16 protein-coding genes and 1 tRNA gene are annotated in these 22289 nt (G+C 74.2%); 1 reads left to right on the top strand and 16 read right to left on the bottom strand.

Features of this window, described 5'->3' with window-relative positions; genetic code table 11:
• Positions 1-211 precede the first annotated feature (211 nt).
• Positions 212-838, bottom strand: a complete 627-nt coding sequence (locus tag ABZ493_RS09200) for an ANTAR domain-containing response regulator (RefSeq protein WP_429729957.1) — start codon at positions 836-838, stop codon at positions 212-214.
• Between the two features lie 194 nt (positions 839-1032).
• Here ABZ493_RS09200 and ABZ493_RS09195 point away from each other — a divergent pair.
• Positions 1033-1106, top strand: a tRNA-Leu gene (locus tag ABZ493_RS09195).
• An 85-nt stretch (positions 1107-1191) separates the two neighbouring features.
• Here the strand turns inward: ABZ493_RS09195 and pyk are convergent.
• The 15 genes from pyk to ABZ493_RS09120 form a co-directional block, all read right to left on the bottom strand.
• Positions 1192-2616: a pyruvate kinase gene (gene pyk / locus ABZ493_RS09190; protein ID WP_430581863.1), complete on the bottom strand. Its 1425-nt coding sequence runs from the start codon at positions 2614-2616 to the stop codon at positions 1192-1194.
• A gap of 94 nt (positions 2617-2710) precedes the next feature.
• Positions 2711-4177, bottom strand: a complete 1467-nt coding sequence (locus tag ABZ493_RS09185) for a glutamate synthase subunit beta (RefSeq protein WP_430581862.1) — start codon at positions 4175-4177, stop codon at positions 2711-2713.
• Positions 4170-8738: a glutamate synthase large subunit gene (gltB, locus tag ABZ493_RS09180; RefSeq protein WP_430581861.1), complete on the bottom strand. Its 4569-nt coding sequence runs from the start codon at positions 8736-8738 to the stop codon at positions 4170-4172. The genes ABZ493_RS09185 and gltB overlap by 8 nt, the downstream gene beginning before the upstream one ends.
• A gap of 120 nt (positions 8739-8858) precedes the next feature.
• On the bottom strand, positions 8859-9926 hold the full coding sequence (gene lgt / locus ABZ493_RS09175; protein ID WP_430581860.1) for a prolipoprotein diacylglyceryl transferase: 1068 nt from the start codon (positions 9924-9926) through the stop codon (positions 8859-8861).
• Between the two features lie 8 nt (positions 9927-9934).
• Positions 9935-10810: a tryptophan synthase subunit alpha gene (gene trpA, locus ABZ493_RS09170; protein WP_430581859.1), complete on the bottom strand. Its 876-nt coding sequence runs from the start codon at positions 10808-10810 to the stop codon at positions 9935-9937.
• Positions 10807-12069: a tryptophan synthase subunit beta gene (trpB, locus tag ABZ493_RS09165; protein ID WP_430581949.1), complete on the bottom strand. Its 1263-nt coding sequence runs from the start codon at positions 12067-12069 to the stop codon at positions 10807-10809. Before trpB ends, trpA begins: the two co-directional genes overlap by 4 nt.
• A gap of 221 nt (positions 12070-12290) precedes the next feature.
• Positions 12291-13115, bottom strand: a complete 825-nt coding sequence (gene trpC, locus ABZ493_RS09160; RefSeq protein ID WP_430581858.1) for an indole-3-glycerol phosphate synthase TrpC — start codon at positions 13113-13115, stop codon at positions 12291-12293.
• A gap of 172 nt (positions 13116-13287) precedes the next feature.
• Positions 13288-13566 carry an HGxxPAAW family protein gene (locus ABZ493_RS09155; RefSeq protein ID WP_430581857.1) on the bottom strand — a complete coding sequence of 93 codons (279 nt, stop codon included), beginning with the start codon at positions 13564-13566 and terminating at the stop codon, positions 13288-13290.
• Between the two features lie 41 nt (positions 13567-13607).
• Positions 13608-14288 carry a Trp biosynthesis-associated membrane protein gene (locus ABZ493_RS09150; protein ID WP_430581856.1) on the bottom strand — a complete coding sequence of 227 codons (681 nt, stop codon included), beginning with the start codon at positions 14286-14288 and terminating at the stop codon, positions 13608-13610.
• Positions 14289-14338: 50 nt separating this feature from the next.
• Positions 14339-15892 (bottom strand): anthranilate synthase component I, encoded by a 1554-nt coding sequence (locus ABZ493_RS09145; RefSeq protein ID WP_430581948.1) that lies wholly within the window; start codon positions 15890-15892, stop codon positions 14339-14341.
• A gap of 129 nt (positions 15893-16021) precedes the next feature.
• On the bottom strand, positions 16022-16417 hold the full coding sequence (gene hisI / locus ABZ493_RS09140; protein WP_430581855.1) for a phosphoribosyl-AMP cyclohydrolase: 396 nt from the start codon (positions 16415-16417) through the stop codon (positions 16022-16024).
• Between the two features lie 69 nt (positions 16418-16486).
• Positions 16487-18286: an ABC transporter ATP-binding protein gene (locus ABZ493_RS09135; RefSeq protein ID WP_430581854.1), complete on the bottom strand. Its 1800-nt coding sequence runs from the start codon at positions 18284-18286 to the stop codon at positions 16487-16489.
• Positions 18283-20121, bottom strand: a complete 1839-nt coding sequence (locus ABZ493_RS09130; RefSeq protein ID WP_430581947.1) for an ABC transporter ATP-binding protein — start codon at positions 20119-20121, stop codon at positions 18283-18285. Before ABZ493_RS09130 ends, ABZ493_RS09135 begins: the two co-directional genes overlap by 4 nt.
• 130 nt (positions 20122-20251) lie before the next feature.
• A complete protein-coding gene (gene hisF, locus ABZ493_RS09125) occupies positions 20252-21025 on the bottom strand; it encodes an imidazole glycerol phosphate synthase subunit HisF (RefSeq protein ID WP_430581853.1) in 774 nt (257 codons plus the stop codon).
• 44 nt (positions 21026-21069) lie between these two features.
• Positions 21070-22062 (bottom strand): FKBP-type peptidyl-prolyl cis-trans isomerase, encoded by a 993-nt coding sequence (locus tag ABZ493_RS09120; protein ID WP_430581852.1) that lies wholly within the window; start codon positions 22060-22062, stop codon positions 21070-21072.
• Positions 22063-22289: the final 227 nt, after the last annotated feature.

Here is a 22289-nt window from a genome sequence, read left to right as displayed (position 1 = left end):
ACGAATGACCGTTCCCGGCCCGGGCACGGTGGGAGCCTTCCCACCGGTTCTCCACGGCCTGCCCGGGCGACCCCGGGTCACGATCGTTGAAGCATGAATATCACAGATTGGTCACGACACCCAGGCGACGATAGCGAGCCCGAGGCCCCCGCACAACGGGCGGTGGCCCGGTCGCAGGACTGCTCCTGCGACCGGGCCACCGTGGTGCGGATCAGGCTCCGCCGACCTGCTCGATGACGGCGTCCGCGACCTCGCGCATCGTGAGGCGGCGATCCATCGACGTCTTCTGGATCCAGCGGAAGGACTCCGGCTCGCTCAGACCCATCTTGGTCATCAGCAGGCCCTTCGCGCGGTCCACGCGCTTGCGGGTCTCGAACCGCTCGGTGAGGTCGGCGACCTCCGCCTCGAGCGCCCCGATCTGCTGGTAGCGGGAGATCGCGATCTCCACCGCCGGCAGCAGGTCCGCAGGGGTGAAGGGCTTGACGACGTACGCCATCGCGCCGGCGTCGCGCGCCCGCTCGACCAGCTCCGTCTGGGAGAAGGCCGTGAGCAGGACGACCGGCGCGGCGTGCGCCTTGCCGATGCGCTCCGCCGCCGAGATGCCGTCCAGCTCGGGCATCTTGACGTCCATCACGACGACGTCGGGCTTGAGCTCGGTGGCGAGCCGCACCGCGGTCTCACCGTCACCCGCCTCGCCGACGACGTCGAACCCCGCCTCGCGGAGCGTCTCGACGACGTCCATCCGGATGAGGGCCTCGTCCTCGACGACGACCGCGCGACGCGCGGGCCGCTCCGGCGTCTTCGGGGCCTCGGGCTCCTGGTCGATCAGGGGCGGCAGGTCGAGCGGCACCGTCGCCTCGGGCTTCGCGTCGTGGGGCTTCTCGTCGGTCACCCGTCTATCCTAGTGGCCGCGAGGGTGCGCCGCGTCCCGTGCCGGGTGTGACGAGTGCGACGGCCAGCGCGACGGCCCGGCCCGACCAGCGGCCGGACGGTTCGGCCCCTGCCCTGTGCGCGTGGTTGGATGGGCCGCGCGCCCCGGTAGCCCAACCGGCAGAGGCAATCGGCTCAAACCCGATCCAGTGTGGGTTCGAATCCCACCCGGGGCACCTCGCGACCGCACGACGACGGCCCGCACCCACCGGCATGATCACCGGGGGTGCGGGCCGTCGTCGTCGGCGGGCGCCGGGGACGTCAGACGTCCGAGTGGCTGCCCACCTGGTGCACGAGGATCGAGTTCGTCGTGCCCGGCACGCCCACGGGGGCGCCGGAGACGATCACGACGCGGTCGCCGGGCTCGGCGAGGCCGTTCGCACGGAGCGTGGAGTCGACCTGGCCGACCATCGCGTCGACGCTCTCGACCTTCGGCACCTGGTACGTCGTGGTGCCCCAGGTGAGCGCGAGGACGTTGCGCACGCTCTCCTCCGGCGTGAACGCGAGCAGCGGGATGCCCGAGCGCAGGCGCGACATACGCTTGGCCGAGTCGCCCGACTGGGTGAACGTGACGAGGTACTTCACGCCGAGCGAGTCGCCGATCTCGGCGGCCGCGCGGGTGATCACCCCGCCGCGCGTGTGCGGCGAGGAGCCCAGCGGCGCGATGCGCTCGCGCCCCATCTCCTCGGTGGCCTCGATGATCCGGGCCATCGTCTGGACCGTGATGATCGGGTAGTCGCCCACGCTGGTCTCGCCCGAGAGCATGACCGCGTCGGCGCCGTCGAGCACCGCGTTGGCGCAGTCCGAGGCCTCGGCACGCGTCGGGGTCGGGCTGGTGGTCATCGACTCCAGCACCTGCGTCGCGACGATGACGGGCTTCGCGTTGCGGCGGGCCAGCTCCACGATGCGCTTCTGCACCAGCGGCACCTGCTCCAGCGGCATCTCCACGGCGAGGTCGCCGCGGGCCACCATGAAGCCGTCGAAGGCCGCGACGACCTCCTCCAGGTTCTCCACGGCCTGCGGCTTCTCGATCTTGGCGACGACGGGGACCGTGCGGCCCTCCTCCGCCATGATCGCCGCGACGTCGTCGTAGTCCTTGGCGGACCGCACGAACGACAGCGCGATGATGTCCGCGCCCATGCGCAGCGCCCAGCGCAGGTCGTCGGTGTCCTTCTCCGACAGCGCCGGCACGGAGACCGCGACGCCGGGGAGGTTGATGCCCTTGTTGTTCGAGACCGGGCCGGCGACCTCGACGGTCGTCACGACGCGCGGGCCCTCGACGGCGGTGACGCGCACGCGCACCTTGCCGTCGTCGATGAGGAGCGGGTCGCCCACGCGGGCGTCCTGCGCCAGGCCCTTGTGGGTCGTCGAGACGAGCTCCTTGGTGCCCTCGACGTCCTCCGTGGTGATGGTGAAGGTGTCGCCCTCGTTCAGGAAGTGCTTCTGGTCGCCCGCGAACCGGCCGAGCCGGATCTTCGGGCCCTGGAGGTCGACGAGGACTGCGACGTTGCGGCCGGACTCCTTCGCCGCCTCTCGCACACCGCGGTAGACGGCCTCGTGCTCCGCCTGCTCCCCGTGGCTCCGGTTGATCCGGGCCACGTCCATGCCCGCGTCGACCAGCTCACGGAGCTTGGTCGGGGACGCGGTCGCGGGTCCGATGGTGCACACGATCTTCGCTCTGCGCATGTCTCCAGCCTCGTCGTCGATCCGCCCCGGCGCGAGCCGGGGCGGCGCCCGGGTGCCGGAACGGCACCCGGGTACTGCTTCGTCGTTGTTCTTCTTATCCTCGCAGCGCGACCGTCCGCGGGCCGACCGGCGCGGGCAGCTCGGAGCTGCCCTGCAGGTAGGCGTCCACGGCGGCCGCTGTGGCGCGGCCCTCGGCGATCGCCCAGACGATCAGCGACTGCCCACGGCCCGCGTCACCCGTCGCGTACACGCCGGGCAGGCTGGTGGCGTAGTCGTCGCCGCGCCGGACCAGCCCGCGCGTCGTGAGCTCCGCGCCGGTCTGGGTCACCAGCTCGTCGGTCTCCGGGCCGGTGAACCCCATGGCGATCAGGACCAGGTCCGCCGGGATCTCCCGCTCGGTGCCCTGCTTGGGCACCCGCCGGCCGTCCGGCAGGTACTCGGTCTCGGCGACCTTCAGGGCCCGGACGTTCCCGTCCTCGCCGCCCACGAACTCTACCGTCGAGGCCAGGTAGCTGCGCTCCCCGCCCTCCTCGTGGGACGTCGAGACCTCGAAGACGATCGGGTCGGTCGGCCAGGGCTGGCTCGCCGAACGCTCGAGCGGCGGCTTCTTGCCGATCGCGAGCGTGGTGACGCTGGCCGCGCCCTGCCGCAGCGAGGTGCCGAGGCAGTCCGAGCCGGTGTCGCCGCCGCCGATGATCACGACGTGCTTGCCCGCGGCCGACGGCGCGCCCTCGACGGGGCTCCCCGCCGCGGCCTTGTTCGCCGGGGTGAGGAAGTCCATCGCGAAGTGCACGCCACCGAGGTCACGGCCCGGCATCCCGAGCTCGCGCGGCACGGTGGCGCCGGTCGCCAGGACCACGGCGTCGAACCGGCGGCGCAGCGCGTCCCAGGTGATGTCGCGGCCGATGGCGACGCCCGGGCGGAAGCGGGTGCCCTCGGCCTCCATCTGCTCGAGCCGACGGTCGATGTGCGTCTTCTCGAGCTTGAAGTCGGGGATGCCGTAGCGCAGGAGCCCGCCGATGGCGTCGTCCCGCTCGTACACGACGACCGTGTGACCGGCGCGCGTGAGCTGCTGGGCGGCGGCCAGGCCGGCCGGGCCCGAGCCGACGACGGCCACGGTCGACCCCGTGAGGCGCTGGGGCACCTGGGGCGTCACAAGGCCGCGCTCGAACGCCTCGTCGATGATCGACACCTCGACGTTCTTGATCGTCACCGCGGGCTGATTGATGCCCAGCACGCAGCTCGTCTCGCACGGGGCCGGGCAGACGCGCCCGGTGAACTCCGGGAAGTTGTTGGTCGCGTGCAGGCGCTCGATCGCGTCGGCCCACTGCCCGCGCCACACCAGGTCGTTCCACTCGGGGATGAGGTTCCCGAGCGGGCAGCCCTGGTGGCAGAACGGGATGCCGCAGTCCATGCAGCGGCCCGCCTGCTCCTTGAGGAACGGCTGCCCCTCCTCGCGGTGGGCGTGCGTGTCCTTCCAGTCACGCAGCCGCACCTCGACGGGGCGGTTCGGCGGGAGCTCGCGCTCCCGCACCTTCAGGAATCCGCGGGGGTCAGCCACGCGCCACCTCCATGATCTGCTCCCACATCGCCGGGTCGAAGTCGTCGCCCTCGCCCAGCGTCTTCCCGGCCGCCTCGGCGTCCGCCAGCGCGGCACGCACGCGGGCCCAGCCCGCGGGCAGGACGCGCGAGAAGCGGGCCCGCGCGCCGTCGTCCTCGAGGAGCTCGGCCGCCACGGGCGAGCCGGTCTCCGCCAGGTGCCGCTCCAGCAGCCCGCGCACGCGCTCCCAGTCGGCGTCGTCCAGCGCGCCGACCTCGAGCTCGCCGCTCTTGACCGCCTGGATGTTCATCGCGACGTCGCGCAGGTTGAGCACGTACGCCACGCCGCCCGACATGCCGGCGCCGAAGTTGCGGCCGGTCGGGCCGAGCACCAGCACGGTGCCGCCCGTCATGTACTCGCAGCCGTGGTCGCCCACGCCCTCGGTGACCAGCGTCGCGCCGGAGTTGCGCACGGCGAAGCGCTCGCCCACGCGGCCCCGCAGCAGGATCTCGCCCGACGTCGCGCCGTAGCCGATGACGTTGCCCGCCACGACGTTCGCGGCGCCCTCGAGCACGGCGGACCGGTCCGGCCGCACGACGATCCGACCGCCGGACAGGCCCTTGCCGACGTAGTCGTTGGCGTCGCCGTACAGCCGCAGCGTGACGCCGCGCGGCAGGAACGCGCCGAGCGACTGGCCGGCGGAGCCCGTGAGCGTCACGTCGATCGTGTCGTCCGGCAGGCCCTCGCCGCGGTACCGCTTGGTCACCTCGTGACCGAGCATCGTGCCCACCGTGCGGTTGACGTTGCGCACCGGCAGCTCGACCCGCACGGGCAGCGCGTCCTCGAGCGCGGGACGCGCCTGCTCGATCAGCTGGTTGTCCAGGGCCTTGGCGAGGCCGTGGTCCTGGGTCGCGACCTGGTGCAGCGTGGTGCCCGGAGCCGGCTCGGGCACGGCGAGCACCGGCGCGAGGTCGAGCCCCTGCGCCTTCCAGTGGTCGACGGCCTTGCGCGTGTCGAGCGCCTCGACGTGCCCGACGGCCTCCTCGATCGACCGGAAGCCGAGCGACGCGAGGTGCTCGCGCACCTCCTGCGCGATGAACTCGAAGAAGTTCACGACGAACTCCGGCTTGCCCGTGAACCGCTTGCGCAGCTCCGGGTTCTGCGTCGCCACGCCGACCGGACAGGTGTCCAGGTGGCAGACACGCATCATGATGCAGCCCGAGACGACCATCGGCGCCGTGGCGAAGCCGAACTCCTCGGCCCCGAGCAGCGCGGCCACGACGACGTCGCGCCCGGTCTTCATCTGCCCGTCGACCTGCACGACGATGCGGTCGCGCAGGTTGTTGAGCACGAGCGTCTGCTGCGTCTCGGCCAGGCCGATCTCCCACGGCGTGCCGGCGTGCTTGAGCGACGTCAGCGGGCTCGCGCCCGTGCCGCCGTCGTGGCCCGAGATGAGCACCACGTCCGCGTGCGCCTTGGACACGCCGGTCGCCACGGTGCCGACGCCGAACTCGGAGACGAGCTTGACGTGCACGCGCGCCGCCGGGTTGGCGTTCTTGGCGTCGTGGATCAGCTGTGCCAGGTCCTCGATCGAGTAGATGTCGTGGTGCGGCGGCGGCGAGATGAGGCCCACGCCGGGCGTCGAGTGCCGGGTCTTGGCGACCCACGGGTACACCTTGGGCCCGGGCAGCTGGCCGCCCTCGCCGGGCTTGGCGCCCTGCGCGAGCTTGATCTGGATGTCGTCGGCGTTGGTGAGGTACTCGCTCGTCACGCCGAACCGGCCGGACGCGATCTGCTTGACCCGGGAGCGGCGCTCCGGGTCGTACAGGCGCTCCGGGTCCTCGCCGCCCTCGCCCGTGTTGGACCGGCCGCCGAGACGGTTCATCGCGATCGCGAGCGTCTCGTGCGCCTCCGCGGAGATCGACCCGTACGACATCGCGCCGGTGTTGAACCGCTTGACGATCTCGGAGACCGACTCGACCTCGTCGATCGGCACCGGCTCGCGGTCCGGCGTGAAGCGCAGCAGGCCGCGCAGCGTCATGAGCCGGCGCGACTGCTCGTCCACGCGGCGCGTGTACTGGCGGAAGATGTCCATCCGCCCCGTGCGGGTCGCGTGCTGCAGCCGGAAGACCGTCTCCGGGTCGAAGAGGTGCTCCTCCCCGTCCCGGCGCCACTGGTACTCGCCGCCGCTGGTCAGCCGCTGGTGGGCCGCGTGGTTGCCGGACGCCGGGTACGCCTCCGCGTGCCGCGCCGCGACCTCGGCCGCGATGACGTCCAGGCCGATGCCGGCCAGGCGGCTCGTCGTGCCGGTGAAGTAGTCCTCGACCAGCTCGTGCGAGAGCCCGACGGCCTCGAAGATCTGCGCGCCGCGGTAGGACATGATCGTCGAGATGCCCATCTTGCTCATCACCTTGAGCACACCCTTGCCGAGCGCGGTGATGAGGTTGGCGACGGCCGCCTCCGGCGTGACGGCGAGGTAGCCGCGCAGCGCGAGGTCCTCCACCGTCTCCATGGCGAGGTACGGGTTCACCGCGGCCGCGCCGTAGCCGATGAGGAGTGCGACGTGGTGCACCTCGCGCACGTCACCGGCCTCCACGACCAGCGAGATCCGGGTGCGCGTGCCCTGGCGCAGCAGGTGGTGGTGCACGGCGCTGGTCAGCAGCAGCGACGGGATCGGCGCGAGCTCCGAGTCGGAGTCGCGGTCGGACAGCACCACGTGCGTCACGCCCGCCGCGATGTCCGCGTCGACCTGGGCGAAGATCTCCTCGAGCCGGGCCTGCAGCGCCTTGCCGCCGCCCGACACCTCATAGAGGCCGCGCACGATGCCGGCGCGGAACTCGCCCTCGAGCCGCGGGTCGCGGTCGATGCGCACGATCTTGGCGAGCTCGTCGTTGTCGAGCACCGGGAACGGCAGGTCGAGCTTGCGGGCGTGGCTCGCGACCTCCTCGAGGAGGTTCGGCTCGGGGCCGATGGTGCTGTCGATCGCCGTGACGAGCTGCTCGCGGATCGAGTCCAGCGGCGGGTTCGTCACCTGGGCGAACATCTGCGTGAAGTAGTCGAACAGCAGCCGCGGCCGGCTCGACAGGACGGCGATCGGGGTGTCCGAGCCCATGGCCCCGAGCGCCTCCGCGCCCGTGTCGGCCATCGGCGTGAGGAGGATCTTCAGCTCCTCGGTGGTGTACCCGAAGGCGCGCTGGCGCCGCTGCACGGACGCCGGCGAGTGCGCGACGTGCTCGCGCTCCGGCAGGGAGTCCAGCGTGATCGTGTTGCCGGCGATCCACTCGCCGTACGGCCGCTGGGCGGCGAGCTGCGACTTGAGCTCGTCGTCCTCCACGATCCGGCCCTGGACCGTGTCGACCAGGAACATGCGCCCCGGCTCGAGCCGCCCCTTGCGCACGATCGTCGCGGGGTCGAGGTCCAGGACCCCGGCCTCCGACGCGAGCACGACGAGGCCGTCCTCCGTGACCCAGTAGCGCCCCGGCCGCAGGCCGTTGCGGTCGAGCACGGCGCCGATGAGGGTGCCGTCGGTGAACGTGAGGCAGGCGGGCCCGTCCCACGGCTCCATGAGGTTCGCGTGGTACTGGTAGAACGCGCGCCGGGCCGGGTCCATCTCGGCGTGGTTCTCCCACGCCTCCGGGACCATCATGAGCACGGCGTGCGGCAGCGAGCGGCCGGACAGGTGCAGCAGCTCCAGCACCTCGTCGAAGCTGGCCGAGTCGCTCGAGCCCTCCGTGCACACGGGCAGCAGCGGCGTCAGGTCGCCGAGCACCTCGCTGGCCATGGTGCTCTCGCGGGCGGCCATCCAGTTGCGGTTGCCGCGCACGGTGTTGATCTCGCCGTTGTGCGCCACGAGCCGGAACGGCTGCGCCAGCGGCCACGACGGGAACGTGTTCGTGGAGAACCGGGAGTGCACCAGCGCGATCTCCGACGCGTAGCGCGGGTCGCTCAGGTCGGGGAAGAACGGCTCGAGCTGCGCCGTCGTGAGCATGCCCTTGTACGTGAGGGTGCGGCTCGACAGCGAGGCGAGGAACAGGTCCAGCTCGTTCTGCGCGCGCTTGCGCAGCCGGTAGGTGCGGCGGTCGAGCTCGAGCCCCGACAGCTCGCGCGACGGGTCCGCCACGACGACCTGCCGGAACAGGGGCATCGAGGCGCGCGCCGTCGGGCCGACCAGGTCGGCCGTGACCGGCACGTCGCGCCAGGCGAGGACGTCGAGCTTCTCCTCCGCGGCGATCGCCTCGAACCGGCGCGCGGCCGCGTCGGCCTCCGCGCGGTCCTGCGGCAGGAACGCCATGCCGATCGCGTAGTGGCCGGCCGGCGGGAGCTCGGCGGCGACGACGTCGCGGACGAAGGCGTCCGGGATCTGCGTGAGGATCCCGGCCCCGTCCCCGCTGTTCTCCTCCGCGCCCACCGCACCGCGGTGGTCGAGGTTCAGCAGGGCGGTCAGGCCCGCGTCCACGATGTCGCGGCCGGGCGTCCCGCGCAGGGTCGCGACGAACGCGACACCGCACGCGTCGTGCTCGGACGCGGGGTCGTAGAGGCCCTGGGCCGAGGGCCGCGCGACCCGATGCTGCGGCGTGGTCATCAACACCGTCCTCCTGCACGCCCGCACGCGGGCGCGTCATGCTCAATGGTGGTCGGGACATCGTCGGCCCGTCGGAAACATAGGCGGCCCCGCCCGGGTGGTGCCCCGGTCGGCGTCGCCTCAGTCGCGGTCGGCCGGTCCCCGGTCGGGGCCGGACGCGCCCGCGTCCGCACGGTGCGGTCCGCCGCCGCTGTCGCGGCCGTCGTCCCGGCCGGAGGCGCCTGCGGCGGCCCCGGCGTGCGCGGTGCTCATGGTGTCAAGCTCAGTGTCGGACTCGGTGTCAGGCTCGGTGTCCTGCTCAGAGTCCTGCCGGTCACGGGTGCGACCGGGCAGCTCCACCCCGTCCTCACGTTCCGGGTAGCGCCGACCGATGACGACGAAGGCGACGAGGGCACCCAGGCCCACGACGATCGACGTCCACACGTTCAGACGCAGCCCGAGCACGTGCTCGGCGGTGTCGATGCGGAGCATCTCGATCCACACCCTGCCCAGAGTGTAGAGCGCGACGTAGGCCCAGAATACCCGCCCATGACCGAGCCTGTACCGGCGGTCGAGCCAGACGAGAAGTGCGGCCGCCCCGAGGTTCCAGAGCAGCTCGTACAGGAACGTGGGGTGGAAGAGCGTCCCGGCGGCGAACGTCGTGCCGGTGTCGGCGTTGAGGCGCTCGATGACCTCCGGGGAGACCTCCAGCCCCCACGGGAGCGTCGTGGGCGCGCCGAAGAGCTCCTGGTTGAACCAGTTGCCCAGCCGCCCGATGGCCTGCGCGACGAGCAGGCCGGGGGCCAGCGCGTCCGCGAACGAGCTCAGACGCACGCCCTTGCGACGACAGCCGATCCAGGCGCCGACGGCGCCGAGCGCCACGGCGCCCCAGATCCCGAGGCCGCCCTCCCAGACGTACAGGGCGCGGACGGGGTCGCCGCCCTCGCCCCAGTACGGCTCGGGCGTGCTGATCACGTGGTACAGCCGGCCGCCGACGATGCCGAACGGGACGGCCCAGAACGTGATGTCGAGGACGTCGTCCGCGTCGCCGCCGCGGGCGACCCAGCGCCTGGTGGTCATCCAAACCGCGACGACGATGCCCGCCAGGATGGCGAGCGCGTAGGCGCGGATCGGCACCGGACCGAGATACCACGTGTGCTGCGACGGGCTCGGGATGGCCGCCTGCACCGAGACCGCGGTCGCCAGCATGGCCGTGGTCACACGCCCGCCCCCGGCCCCCCGCGGGCGCGGCGCACGCCGTCGGCGAGGTCCGCCACGGTCTCCCGCAGCGCGTCCAGGCGGTCGGCCCACGGACGATCGGCCAGCAGCGGGCGCACGAGCGCGGAGCCGACGATGACGCCGTCGGCGAACCGGCCCACCTCGGCGGCCTGCGCGCCGGACGACACGCCGAGCCCGACGCACACGTGGTCGGCGCCTGCCGCCCGGGTGTCGGCGACGAGCTGCTCGGCACGGTCGCCCACCTGGTCGCGCGTACCGGTCACGCCCATCGTGGACGCCGCGTAGACGAAGCCGCGGGACGCCCGCGCCGTGAGAGCCAGCCGCTCGGCCGTCGAGCTCGGGGCGACGAGGAACACGCGGTCGAGGCCGTGGGCCTCGGACGCCGCGATCCAGTCGGCTCCTTCGTCCGGGATGAGGTCGGGGGTGATGAGGCCGGCGCCCCCGGCGGCGGCGAGGTCACGCGCGAACGCGTCGACCCCGTATCGCAGCACCGGGTTCCAGTACGTCATCACGAGGGCGGGCACCCGCCCGCCCGAGTGCTCGGCGACGGCTTCCACCACGCGCAGCACGTCGCGGACCCGGGTGCCGGCGGCGAGCGCGGCCTCCGCGGCACGCTGGATCACCGGGCCGTCCATCACGGGGTCCGTGTACGGCACGCCGATCTCGACGACGTCGGCGCCCGCGTCCACGGTCGCCAGGACGGCCTCGATTGAGCGCTCGACGTCGGGGAACCCGACGGGCAGGTAGCCGACCAGGGCCGCGCGCCCCTCGGCCCGGAGGGCGTCGAGGCGCGCTCCGGTGGTCGACCGCGCGGACGGTGCCGCGGCTGGCGAGGTGTCGGTCGTGGTGCTCACTGGTCCCCCTCCGGCGTGGCGTCGTCCGCATGGTCCTCGTCGAGGAGCCCGAACCACCGCGCCGCGGTGGCCACGTCCTTGTCTCCGCGACCCGACAGGTTCACCAGGATCACCTGGCCGGTCCGGCCGGCCTCCGCCGCCTCGCGCCCCAGGCGCAGGGCGCCGGCGAGCGCGTGCGCCGACTCGATCGCCGGGATGATCCCCTCGGTGCGGCACAGGAGGCGGAACGCCTCCATGGCCTCGTCGTCCGTCACGGGCTCGTAGGTGGCCCGCCCCAGGTCGTGCAGCCAGGAGTGGGCGGGCCCGACGCTCGGGTAGTCCAGCCCCGCCGAGACGGAGTGGCTCGGCAGCGTCTGACCGTCGTCGTCCTGCAGCAGGTAGGACCGGGCGCCGTGCAGCACGCCCGGGGCACCGCCGGAGAAGCGGGCCGCGTGGCGGCCGGACTCGATGCCCTCTCCCCCGGCCTCGAAGCCGTGCAGGGAGACTCCCTCGTCGTCGAGGAAGGCGTTGAAGATGCCGAGCGCGTTGGAGCCGCCGCCCACGCACGCCGCGACGGCGTCCGGCAGCCGGTCCGTGCGCTCGAGGATCTGCTCGCGCGCCTCCTCGCCGATGATGCGGTGGAACTCGCGCACCATCTCCGGGAACGGGTGCGGGCCCGTCACCGTGCCGAGCAGGTAGTGCGTGCTCTCGACGTTCGCGACCCAGTCGCGCAACGCCTCGTTGATGGCGTCCTTGAGGGTGCGCGAGCCGATGGTCACGGGCACGACCTCGGCACCGAGCAGCCGCATCCGGGCGACGTTCAGCGCCTGGCGCTGCGTGTCCTCCTCGCCCATGTACACGACGCACTCGAGGTCGAGCAGGGCGGCCGCGGTCGCCGTGGCCACGCCGTGCTGCCCGGCGCCGGTCTCGGCGATCACGCGCGTCTTGCCCATGCGCTTGACCAGGAGCGCCTGGCCGAGGACGTTGTTGATCTTGTGCGACCCGGTGTGGTTGAGGTCCTCGCGCTTGAGGAACACCCGGTGGCCGGCCTCCGCGCCCCCGCAGTGCTCCGCGAAGCGCGGCACCTCCGTGAGCGGCGAGGGACGCCCGGTGTACTCGCGGTGCAGGCGGGCCAGCTCGTCCGTGAACGCCGGGTCGCCGAGCGCCTTGCGGTACTCGGTCTCGAGCTCGTCGAGCGCGGCGATGAGGGCCTCGGGCACGAAGCGTCCGCCGAACTGCCCGAAGTACGGGCCCTCGACGTCCGCCAGCCGCCCGAGCACCTGGTGCGCCAGGGTCTCGGTCAGGGCCTCCCGTACGGGCTGGTCGGGCACGGGTCCTCCGTCTCTCGTCGGCACCACCGCTCGGCGCTCTGCACGAGTGGTCGTGGCGAGGGTACCGGTCGCCCGGACCTCCGCCGACCGTCGTCCAGGACGCCGTCGGGTCGGTGTGCCGTGTGGTGTTGTGCCGTGGTCGTGTGCTGTGCGTGGCGTGCGGGGTGGGATTACGGCTGAGCCGCCGGGCGCACCGACCACAGGGCCGGGTGCTGCCCGGCCGCGACCAGGTCGGCCACCGACCGGCGCGGCGCGCCGTCGGTCACGAGCGCCTCGCCCACGAGCACGGCGTGCGCCCCGGACCGGGCGTAGTCCAGCACGTCGTGCGGGCCGCGGACGCCGGACTCCGCCACGCGGACGACGTCGTCGGGGACGAGCGGGGCGAGCCGCGCGAAGGTCGTGCGGTCCACCTCGAGGGTCTTGAGGTCGCGGGCGTTCACGCCGACGACGCGCGCCCCGGCGTCCAGCGCCCGGCGCACCTCGTCCTCGGTGTGGGCCTCGACCAGCGCCGTCATGCCGAGCGAGTGGACGCGCTCGATGAGGGACGTCAGCACGGTCTGCTCCAGCGCCGCGACGATGAGCAGCACGAGGTCGGCCCCGTGGGCCCGCGCCTCCCACACCTGGTAGGGCGTGACGACGAAGTCCTTGCGCAGCACCGGAACGTCCACCCGCGCCCGGACGGCGTCCAGGTCGGCGAGGGAGCCGCCGAACCGCCGCTGCTCCGTGAGCACGGAGATCGCGCTGGCCCCGCCGCTGGCGTACTCCTCGGCCAGCGCGGCCGGGTCGGTGATCGGCGCCAGGCTGCCCTTGCTGGGGCTGGACCGCTTCACCTCGGCGATCACGGCGACGCGATCCTCCGAGAGCAGGCGGCCGCAGCACTCGAGCGCGCCCGGCACGCGGGCCGCGCGCTCCTTGAGCTCGTCGAGCGACGTCCGCGCCTGGCGTACCGCGAGGTCCTCACGGACCCCCGCGACGATGTCCTCCAGGACCGTCATGGTCTGCCTCCCCCGTCCCCTGACGCCGCACCGACGCCTGCCAGCCATCGTAGGCCCGTCCGCGAGCCGGTCCGGACACGTCTCCGACCGTGAGACGCGGCGACGGCGCGCCCCCTGGTCGGGGACGCGCCGTCGAGGTGCGGGGCGGCGGCCGGAGCCGCCGGGCGCGAGCTCAGTGGCCGGCGGAGGACCGGCGCGGCGTCACGCCGTCCTTGGGCTGGCCGAGACCCATGTTGCGCAGCACGAGGCCGAGCACGAGCGAGGCGGCCACGATCACGACGCCGACCCAGACCACCGCGTCCGGGACGTCGGGCAGCATCCCGACGGCGCCGACGGCCACGCCCAGCATGATGCCGATCATCGCCGTCCACGCGGCGGTCGTGTGGCCGTGGTTCGTGGGCGGGACGGCCGGGGGCAGGTACGCGACCTCGGCGTTGCGGTTTTCGGTCATGGGAATGTGATGCCCTTTCGTGACGTGGTGCGCGGTCCAGCCTAGCGGTCCGCGGACGGGTCCGTGCCCCGGGAGAGCGCGTCCCACGCGTCGTGGGGGTCGTGCTGACCAGGTGCGTCGGGGTCGTCCCCCGACGACGTCGCCCCGGTGCCGGGGTGCGTCTCGCCGGCGGCGGGTTCGCCGTCGGCCCGCTCGTGCCGCCCGGAGGTGGCTCCCCAGGCGGGCGCGCCCGCCGCCGCGAGCGCCGCGACGAGCACCGCGACGACACCCAGCACCACCGTCAGCCAGGGCCAGACGGCGACGGAGACCGGCGACGTGAGGTCGGTCACCCCGGCGGTCGCCGAGGCCCCTGACGTCGCCGCCGGCAGCGGGTCGAGCAGCACCGCCGCGGCCGACGCCGCCGCGAGGACGCCCGCGAGCGCCACGACGACCAGCGCGACCCAGCGCGCCACCCGCCCGGCGATGGCGAGGGCGACCCCGCCCGCCACGACGACCAGCGCGGCGGCCCCGACCGCCGGTGCCGCCGTGGTGCCCGTGACCGCGACGTCGACCGTCGGCTGGAGGGCCGTCGACACCGTCGTGCTCACCCACGTCGGAGAGGCCGTCGCGAGCGTGAGCCCGCCGACCGCCACCACCGCCCACACGGCCCGTGACCGCGCGCGCAGCGGCCCGCGGCCCGGCGGGCGACCGCCGTCGTGCGCGCTACTTCCTGCGTCGTCCATGTCTGTCGTCCTGCCTGCCCGTCCGTCCGTCCGTGCTGCCCGTGCCGCGCTCAGAGCGCGCGGAACCGAGCGGCCAGCTGCACCGCGCGCACCGCCGCGGCCGCCTTGTTGCGCGACTCCTCGTACTCGAGCGCGGGCACGGAGTCGGCGACGATGCCGCCGCCGGCCTGCACCCACGCCCGGCCGTCGCGGATGCACGCGGTGCGGATCGCGATGGCCATGTCCATGTTGCCGCCGAAGTCGAAGTAGCCCACGGTGCCGCCGTAGATCCCGCGCGACGCGGGCTCGAGCTCGTCGATCAGCGCGATGGCCCGGGGCTTGGGCGCCCCGGACAGCGTGCCCGCGGGGAACGTCGCACGGAGCGTGTCGAGGGCTGTGGCGCCCGCCCGCAGGCGGCCGACGACGGTGGAGCACAGGTGCATGATGTGGCTGAACCGACGGGTGGCCATGAACTCGACCACCTCGACCGACGTCGGCTCGCAGACCTTCACGAGGTCGTTGCGCGACAGGTCGACGAGCATGAGGTGCTCGGCGCGCTCCTTGGGGTCGGCGAGCAGCTCCTCGCCGAACACCACGTCCTCCTCGACCGTCGCCCCGCGCGGGCGCGACCCGGCGATCGGGTACGTCGTCACGTGGCCGTCGGTCACCTTCACCAGCGTCTCCGGGCTGGAGCCGACGACGGAGAGCTCCCGGCCGTCGGGGCCGGTGAGGCGGAAGTAGTACATGTACGGGCTCGGGTTGATGGTGCGCAGCGCGCGGTACACGTCCAACGGGGCGGCCGGGCAGTCCAGGCCGAGGCGCTGGGACAGCACGACCTGGAACACCTCGCCGTCGCGGATCGCCTCCTGCCCGGTCCGCACGGCGGCCTCGAACTCCTCGCGCGTGGAGCGGAACTCCAGCGCGGGCTCGGTCACCTCGTCCGGTCCGCGCAGGACCGTGGGGACGGCCGGCGCCGGGGCGGCGAGCCGCGCCTGCATGGCGTCGAGCCGCGCCACGGCGTCCGCGTGCGCCTCGTCGACCCGCTCGTCCGTGCCGTCGCCGTTGATGGCGTTGGCGATGAGCCACGCGGCGCCCGTGTGGTGGTCGACCGCCACGAGGTCGGTCGCGAGGCTCAGGGCCACCTCGGGCACGCCCAGCTCGTCGGGGGCGTTCGCGGGCAGCGTGGGCTCCCAGTGCCGCACGACGTCCCAGCCGAGCGCGCCCGTGAGCCCGCCCGTCAGCGGGGGCAGGCCCTCGATCGGCGGCGTGCGGAGCGCCTCGAGCGCCGCGCCGAGCACGTCGACGACGTCGCCCTCGCGCGGGATGCCCGCCGGGACGTCGCCGTGCCACACGGCGCGGCCGTCCTGCGCGGTGAGGGTGGCGCGCGAGTCGACGCCGACGAACGACCACCGCGACCAGCCGCCGGACGACTCCGCCGACTCGAGCACGAAGGTGCCGGGGCGGTCCTGGGCGAGCGTCCGGTACAGGCCGACGGGCGTCACGTCGTCGGCAAGCACGCGCCGGACCACGGGGATCACGCGGCGGTCGGCGGCCAGCGCGCGGAACGTGCCGAGACCCGGCCACGTCGCGCCCCACGCCAGGTCCAGCTCCGTCGGGCCCGCCACGGGGGTGGGGCGCGGGGCGGGGTGGGGCTGCGCGACGGTGGGCGTGGTCACCGGTCCTCCTGAGGGTCGTCGGGCTGGTCGGGGCTGGTCTGCTGGGCTCGGCGCGTCGCCGGTGGCGAGCGGGGTGGGTCAGGCGGCCGGCGCGTCGGGGCCGACGACGGCTCCCAGGTCGCCGCCCGCCTCGAAGCAGGTGCGGGTGCCGGTGTGGCAGGCGGCGCCGACCTGGTGGACGCGCACGAGCAGGGCGTCGCCGTCGCAGTCCAGCGCGACGGACCGGACGAGCTGCACGTGGCCGGACGTGTCCCCCTTGCGCCAGTACTCCTCGCGCGACCTGCTCCAGAACGTCACGCGGCCCTCGGTGAGGGTGCGGCGCAGGGCCTCGTCGTCCATCCAGCCGAGCATGAGGACCTCGCCGGTGTCGTGCTGCTGCACGACGGCGGCGACGAGGCCGTGCTCGTCCCGCTTGAGCCGGTCGGCGACCGCCGGGTCGAGCGCGGGCACGGGGGCATCGGTCAGGTCGGGCACCCGTGCATCTTCCCACGCCCGGAGGGGCCTCGGGGCTCCCGTCCGGCAACCCCGCACCGGCCCGGACGCTCAGCGGGTCTGCGCCACCCAGCTCGCGTGCATCCGCGCGTAGACGCCGCCCGCGGCCGCCAGCTCGGCGTGCCCGCCGACCTCGACCACGCGGCCATCGTCGACGACGACCACGAGGTCGCTCGCCTCCGCCGTCGAGAGCCGGTGCGCGATGGTGATCGTGGACCGGCCGGAGGTGAGCGAGTCCAGCGCCCGGGCGATCCGCACCTCCGCGGCGGGGTCGACGGCCGAGGTGGCCTCGTCCAGCACCAGCAGGTCGGGGGCCGCGAGGTAGGCGCGCGCGATGGCGACGAGCTGCCGCTCCCCCGCGCTGAGCGCCTCGCCGCGCTGGCCGACGGGCGTGTCGAGGCCGCGGGGCAGCCCGGCCACCCAGTCGGTGAGGCCGAGCGCGTCCACGGCCCCGGTGACGCGCGCCCTGGTCTCGGCGGGGTCGGACGGCGGGTCCGGGCGCAGCCCGTAGGCGACGTTCTGCTCCACCGTCCCGTCGAAGAGGAAGCCCTCCTGCGGCACGAGCACGACGCGCTCGCGCAACGAGGCGAGCGTGAGGCGGCGCAGGTCGACGCCGTCGAGCAGCACCTCCCCCTCCGTCGGGTCCATGAGGCGGGCGACCAGCTTGGCGACGGTCGTCTTGCCCGAGCCCGTCCGCCCGACGACGGCGACCTTGCGGCGCGCGGGCAGCTCCAGGTCCACCCCGTGCAGCACCTCGGGCCCGTCGGGGTAGGCGTACCGCACCCCGCGCAGCGTCACCGCCGCGGGGCCGCGCGGGCTCGCCGTGGCGTCGTCGGCGTCCGCGACGTCGAGGGGCGTCTCGAGCACCGCCAGCACGCGCCGCCAGCCCGCGACGGCGTTCTGCAGCTCGTTGAGGATCTCCGTGGCCTGCTGCACGGGGCCGGTGAACAGCTGCACGAGGAACAGGAACGCGACCACCTGGCCCGCCGTCAGGCCGCCGCCGACGCCGAGCAGCGTGCCCACCACCACGACGACGGCGAGCACCAGGTTGGCGACCAGCACGCCGCTCGAGAACACCGACGAGACGAGGAGCTGGGCGCGGGCCTGCGTGGCGCGGGTGTGCTCGACGGCCGCGTCGACCCGGCGTCCGGTCCGCGCCGCCACGCCGTAGGCGCGCACCGTCTCCGCGCCCACGACCGCCTCCGAGATCGCGCCGAGCATCGCGCCCACGGCCTGGCGCACCGCCGCGTACGCGCGGTTCACGGTGCCCTGCGCGCGCCGCAGCACGAGGAACAGCGGCACGAAGCACGCCCAGACCACCAGGGTGAGCTGCCACGAGTACACGGCCATGAGGGCGGTGGCCACGAGCACCTGCAGCGTCGACACGAGGAGCTGGATCCCGCCCCACTGGACGAACAGCGAGATCGTGTCGACGTCGGAGGTGACGCGGGACACCAGCGCGCCGCGGCGCTCGGTGCCCTGCGCGAGGGTGGACAGGTCGTGCACGTGCCGGAACGCCTGCACCCGCAGCGCGGCGAGCCCGGCCTCCGTCCGGCGGAACAGGCGGACGTTGACCACCGCGGTGCACAGCCCCGCGACGACCACCGCACCCGCGGCGAGACCGGTCAGGAGCGCCACCCGTCCGGCGTCGGGCCCGCCTCCGGCGAGGATGCCGTCGTCGATGGTGCGCTGCACCGCGACCGGCACGACGACGCGCCCCGCAGCCGCCAGCACGGCGAGCGCGAGGGTGAGCCACAGGCCGTCGACGATCTGCGGCGAGATCTGCACGCCCCGGCGGAGCGTCGCGAGGACGCCCAGCTCGCTGGCGGCGGCGATGCGCGACGTGCTCACGGTGTCCCCTCCAGCTGCTCGTCCCCCGGCAGTCGCTCCCCGGCGGCCGCCTCGTCCGCGAGCTCGCGCGCCCGGCGCGCCGTCTCCTGCTCGTACGCGGTGGCGAGCGCGCGGTAGCCCGCGTCCCGGGCCAGCAGGTCGGCGTGCGGCCCGACGTCGGCGACGCGGCCTCCCTCGAGGTGCACGACGACGTCCGCGAGCGCCACCGACGACATGCGGTAGGCGACCATGACGACGGTCGTGCCCGGTACGTCGTCCCCGTCGCCCCGGCCGCCGCGCGCCGACGCGAGGGAGCCGAGGATCTCCGCCTCGACGCGCGGGTCGACGGCGGACGTGGCGTCGTCGAGCACGAGCAGCCGTGGTCGGCGGACCAGCGCCCGCGCGACGGCGAGCCGCTGGCGCTGGCCGCCGGACAGGTTGGCCCCGCGCTCGCCCAGGGGCGCGTCGAGCCCGCCGGGCAGCGCGCGCACCACGTCGTCGACGCGGGCGACGCGCAACGCCTCCCAGACCGCGGCGTCGTCGGGGGCGCCGTCGTCGCCGGGGTCGGCGAGCGTGACGTTGGCGCGGACCGTGTCCTCGAAGACGAACGTCTGCTGCGTCACGAGCGCCACCTGCGCGGGGACCTCGCCCGCCGCGAGGTCGCGCACGTCCGCGTCGTCGAGCAGGACCCGGCCGCGGGTCGGGTCGCTGAGCCGGGCGAGCAGCGAGACCAGGGTCGTCTTGCCCGCGCCCGTGCTGCCCACGACCGCCACGGTGGTCCCGGGCGCGACGTCGAGGTCGACGCCGTCGAGCAGGGTGGCCGCCGTGCCCGCCGCCGGGACGTCGACCCCGACGCCCTCGAGGCGGACGGCCAGGCCGCCCGCCGCCCGCGGGAGCGCCTGGCTGCCTGGCGACAGCGTCGACGGCGCGTCGAGGATGCCGGCGATGCGGTCGTAGCCGACGAGGGCGCGCGGCAGCTCGCCGAGCACCCAGCCGAAGGCGCGCACCGGGACCGCCATGACGGTCAGCAGGTAGGCCGCCGTGACGACGTCGCCCGCGTCGACCGCGCCCGTGGACGCGCGCCAGGTGCCCACGCCGAGCACGGCCAGGGTGCCGAGGGAGGGCAGCAGCTCGATGACCGGGTCGAAGACGGCCCGGACGGTGCCGACGCGCACGTTCGCGGCGCGCAGCGCGTCCGTGCGCTCGGCGAACCGCCGCTCCTCGCGGTCGGCCGTGCCCAGCGACGTGACGAGCAGGGCGCCCTCGAACGACTCGTGCGCGACGTCGGCGACCTCGGCCCGGAGCTGCTGCGCCCGCGTCACGGCGGGCGTCATGTGTCGTTGGAAGACGACGTTCGCGGCGATCGCCGCGGGCACGACCAGCAGGGCGGCGACGGCCAACCACACGTCGACCGCGAGGAGCATCCCCGCGGCGACCCCGATCATCACCACGACGCCGAGCGCGAAGGGCAGGGGGTTGAAGACCCCGGTGGCGGCCTCGACGTCGGCGCTCGCCGCGGACAGGAGCCGACCGGCGGGGTGCGCGCGGTGCCACGACACGGGCAGGCGCAGGTACTGCCGGGACAGCCCGCGCCGGTGGTGCGCCTGGATCGCCGCGAACCCGTAGCCGGCCCAGATGCGCCGCCCGGCGACGCCGAGGGCGAGGGTGAGCGCCACCGCGGCGAGCACGAGGCCGGCGACCCAGATGCGCGAGCGCGCGTCGGGGTCGCCCGCGATCGCGGGGACGACGACCGCGTCGGTGGCCCAGCCCACGGCACGGCTCACCGCGACGGTGGCGGCGCCGAACACCGCGGACGCGCCCACGGCCAGCACGTACAGGCGCGGCTCGGAGCGCATGCCGCGCCACACGAGCGTCGCCGAGCGGCGCAGCCGCGACCCGCTGAGCGTGGTCCGATCGTCCCCGGCACGACCGTCGCGCCCGGCGCCCACGCCGGGCCTGCCGCTCATCGACAGGATCGGCAGCAGCTCACTGCCGAACCTCGATGCCGGCCCCTGCGAGCGCCGCCTTGACCCGGCCGACCGTCAGCGTGCCGAAGTGGAAGACGCTCGCGGCGAGCACGGCGTCGGCCCCGGCCCTGGCCGCGGCGACGAAGTGCTCCGGGACCCCGGCGCCGCCCGACGCGACGAGCGGCACGTCGACCTTCTCGCGCACGGCGGCGAGCATCTCCAGGTCGAAGCCCGAGGTGGTGCCGTCGGCGTCCATGGAGTTCAGCAGGATCTCGCCCGCGCCCAGGTGGGCGGCGCGGGCGGCCCACTCGACCGCGTCGATGCCGGTGCCGCGGCGGCCGCCGTGCGTCGTGACCTCGAAGCCCGAGGGGGTCACCGTCTCGCCGGTGACGCGGCGGGCGTCCACCGAGAGGGTCAGCACCTGCCGACCGAAGCGGGCCGCGATCTCCGCGACCAGCTCGGGTCGTGCGATGGCGGCGGTGTTGACGCCGACCTTGTCGGCGCCGGCGCGCAGCAGGCGGTCGACGTCGTCCGTCGAGCGGACGCCGCCGCCCACGGTGAGGGGCACGAAGACCTGGTCGGCGGTCCGCCGCACGACGTCGATCATCGTGTCGCGGCCACCCGAGGAGGCGGACACGTCCAGGAAGGTCACCTCGTCGGCGCCCTCGCCGTCGTACCGGGACGCGAGCTCCACGGGGTCGCCCGCGTCTCGCAGGTTCGTGAAGTTGACGCCCTTAACGACCCGACCGTCGTCGACGTCGAGGCACGGGATCACGCGGACGGCCACGGACATGCGGGACTCACCCTTCCTTCTGCTGTCGTCGGTGCTCTCGCCGGTCAGTCGCCGGACGACTTCTCCGTGTCGTTCTTCGGGTCCTTCTCCGGGTCGCCGCCGTCGTCGCCCTTGCCCTGGCCGGTGGACTCGTCATCGGTCACCTGGAAGTGCGCGTCCAGGATGTCCACGACGTAGACCAGGGTCTCGTCGGCGAGGTCGCTGCTGGTGCCACCGTAGCCGAGGCTCGGGGGGACCACGAGCAGCACCTGCGAGCCCACGGTCTGCTCGATCAGGCCCTGGTCGAGGCCGTCGACGAGCTGGCCGATGCCGATCGTCGCGGACTGCGGCCGCGTCCCGGCGGTCCAGGTGGTGTCGAACTGCCGCCCGTCGCTCCACCGCACGGCCGTGAACCGCATCGTCACGACGTGGCCCACCTGCACCTGCGGCCCGGTGCCCCGCACGAGCGGCTGCACCTGCAGGTCGGAGGGCGGGTCGGACTTCTTCGGCACCGTGACCTCCGGCGCGCCGCCCTCGCCCCGCTCGACGGTCGGCAGCCCCTTCGCGGGGGTCACCTCGGCGCCCGCCGCGTGCGTCGGCAGCACGTCGACGACGAGGATCACGGGCACGTCGTCGTCCTCCTCGAGGAGCAGCATGCGCGCGCCGACCTTCTGGCCGCGCAGCGTGTCGTAGAGGTTCGAGCCGAGCGACTCCGGGGACATCGTGTACCACCCCGGCGCGTCGATGTACGTGCTCGAGATGACCGAACCGTCGCGCCCGTCCTCGGCGTACATGTTCAGCAGCACGGGCTCGCCGTCCGCCACGGGATCCCCGGACCCGGGCCACACCGTCCGCGCCCCCGCCTGCACCACGTCGTAGGGCTGCTCGTACTCGAGGGACGGCGGCTCCCCCACCGCCCCCGACACCTGCACGGGCGCCGCCGACGGCGCGGAGGACGGCCGCTTGCCCAGGTCGTCCAGCATCGACGAGCCGCACCCGCCGAGCACGAGCACGCCACCGAGCAGCAGCGAGATCAGCAGGGTCAGACGGCGAAGCACCGCGTCATCCTGCCATGCCCACCCGGCGACGGGGGCACCCGTCCACCGTCCGCGCGCGACCTCGCCAGCCATGAGCCCACAACCCGGCGCGGCCGTTCGACGTCCGGCCGCGAGCCGAGAGCCCGCCGTGCCCGGTTGATTCCTTCGCGCGGACGTATCCCTCCCGAAGTGGAGGGCGCCCTGGCGCCCGTGAACGCGTTTCCCGACCGGCGCGGCCGCGTCGCGGG

The sequence above is a fragment of the Isoptericola sp. NPDC019482 genome (assembly GCF_040632295.1).
In the GTDB taxonomy this organism is placed as follows: Bacteria; Actinomycetota; Actinomycetes; order Actinomycetales; family Cellulomonadaceae; genus Isoptericola.
Note: the sequence above shows the minus strand (reverse complement) of the source record. Positions and strands in the feature narration are given on the sequence as shown.